Here is a 2,596-nt window from a genome sequence, read left to right as displayed (position 1 = left end):
TGTTGTTGACTGTAGCGCCAATAGCATGGCCTACAAACTGTCCGGTAACTGTATCTCTAGCGATGCTTAAGGGTACTCCATTGCTAAAGACTTGTAGATATTTCCCAGCATCAATACCAGTTTGAATTGCAGGCGCAAATTTAGTTACGGTGCTGCTGGGAGTGATATTTGTGGATGGCACAGTCGCAGAGTCAGAAAAGCAACGTTTACTGACAACCCTTTATCGATTTAGTAATCCAGAAAGTGATGTGCGTAAGTTGACACATTTGATGATTAAAGGAGTCAAAGAAAATCAAGTTTATAAGCAAGTTAATAATTTACTAGCATTGGCGGCTCCACTTTCAGAGTCAGAAAAGCTTTTGTTGATTAGCTTTGGCTATGAAATGTCATCTGCTGATGGCGAAATTGATTCACGCGAGAAAAAGTATTTGGAGATAGTCGCCAAGCACTTAGGCATTAAACCACAACATTTAGTAGTTTTAGAGGCTGGTTTTACTCATCAAACAAATGTGGAGCCTATTGCTTTAGATGAAGTACATTTTTTACTCAGCCCTGCTCGTTTTCAAGAACTGGATACTATATTTGTTAAGGCTGCAAGTGATATGTTAGCCGCTCTACCTACTAAAGCAAAACACAAAATAACTAAACCACACAGAAATATATCTTACGGAGAATTGAAAAAGTTTCAAGAATATCGTAAACAATTAGACAATTATTGTTATCAGCTATTTCAGATAATTCAAGACTGTAGCAATCGTGGGTTATTGCCTCACACTTTGATAAAGGAAGTAGAGGAAATATCTCAAAAAGTAAAATCTCAGCAATTTAGGTTAGCAGTTTTAGGCGAGTTTAGCCAAGGAAAATCAACCTTACTTAATGCCTTACTAGGTGAAGAGATTCAACCTGTGAGAGAGATTCCTTGTAGTGGTATGGTAACAGTTTTAAAATATGGAACCCAAAAGCGGGTAGTCTGTCGTTATAAAGATGGACGGGAAGAAGAAATTCCTTTTGAGCAATATCAACTAAAGGCAACAATTTCAGAAGATGCAGCACTTGGATGTCTGAGTGATGAACTAGCACATAATGAAATTGATGAAATCGTTTTTGAGCATCCTGATTTAGAGTTATGTAGTAGTGGGGTAGAAATTGTAGATTCTCCAGGATTAAACGAACACCCTGAACGCACCGCCATTACTCAAAAACTACTGAAGGATACGGATGCAGTGATATTCCTAACTAATGCCTTACGTCCTCTAACTCAGGTAGAATGCGACTTACTCCAGGATGTGAGAACTCAACTAAATCATGGTAATAAAAATGAACCTGCTAACAATCTTTTTGTAGTAGGAAATTTTATAGATTTAGTGCGTAGCGAAAAGGGACGTGAGCAAGTGCAACAAAGGATCGAAAGAATTGTACAAGGTCAAAAGCCTATAGTTGCAGGTGAAAACCGCGTTCATTTTATTTCTGCTCAAGCTGCACTGGATGCAATTTTGCAGGGAACTGAAGATGACTATTTGAAAGCCTTCCAAAATTTTACCCAGTCTCTTGAGAAGTTTTTGACCTTTGATAGTGGAATAGTAAAAATTAAGCACTCTATTAGTCAAATAAATAGAGTCATCGAAAAAGGTTTAGATGGGCTACATCAATCAGAGGATACTTTAGATGGAAAAATTCAAATTTCTGAATCAGAAAAGCAGAAAGTTTTAGAAAAAATAGGAGAAGCCAGTGGGCGCGATGTCAGAATCCATCTATTGTCAGATCAACTGATAGGCCTAGTATTTGAGCAAATTGCTGAATCTTGGGATGAGTGGCGTGAAGGATTGAGCGATCGCATAGCTCAAAAGAGTCAATATTGGAATTCTGAACACAGTCCTGTTTTTAGCCAAGACAAACTGATAAGAGATTATACAAATCAATTTATCAGAGACTTGTCAAAAGAAATAGATGAATGGGGAAATAAGAAACTTAAGGAGGTAATTTTACAAGAAAATATTAAGTACTTAGACACTAGTATTGCTTATGAACTAGATGCGATTCAAGGCGAATTTAATAGCCTAGACCAGAATATCCAAACAAATTTTAGCGGACAGCTTAAACTTTCTATTGACGGTATAAATGATGACTTTATGGGGATGGGAGGAATTGGTGGTGGTGTTGGAATAGGTACCGCTTTAGCAGCTGGATTAATGGTATTTACAGGGCTTGGATTTATTGCCGTAATTGTTGCAAGTTTAGCTGCTACAATTGCTGGTTCGTTTGGTTTTGGAATGCTAGATTTTGATGGACTAAAAGACCAAATAAAAGGGAAAGTTTTTGAACTAGGATTTCAAAAATTTGATGATAAAGAATCAAGAGATAAAATATCCGAGAAGTTAGATGAAATTGTTGGCTCAGTCTTTGAAAACCGAGTTGAATCAGCTAGTCGAGTAATTGCACAAGCGATCGCACTTTATGAAAATCTCCTCGAACAGCAGGAAAAAGCTCACAACGAAACTCTGGAACAACGTGAGGCTGAAAAGATGTGGATTTACCAAAAGCGCCAAGAACTTGAGCAGGTACAGAATGGGCTAGAAGTCATTCTCAGTAAATGCGC

At 37.7% G+C, this 2,596-nt stretch carries 1 protein-coding gene and 1 pseudogene; one reads left to right on the top strand and one right to left on the bottom strand.

Annotated elements, in window-relative coordinates:
• Positions 1-181 (bottom strand): annotated as a pseudogene (locus tag VE944_RS13220) (hypothetical protein); the annotation flags it as partial.
• On the opposite strand from VE944_RS13220, the gene VE944_RS13215 reads away from it, so the two are divergent.
• On the top strand, positions 171-2,596 hold a 2,426-nt coding region (locus VE944_RS13215; protein WP_324977687.1), incomplete at its 3' end, for a dynamin family protein. The pseudogene VE944_RS13220 and the gene VE944_RS13215 overlap by 11 nt on opposite strands.

This window comes from Nostoc sp., from assembly GCF_035638895.1.
In the GTDB taxonomy this organism is placed as follows: domain Bacteria; phylum Cyanobacteriota; class Cyanobacteriia; order Cyanobacteriales; family Nostocaceae; genus Nostoc.
This window is presented reverse-complemented; position numbering and strand designations above follow the sequence as displayed.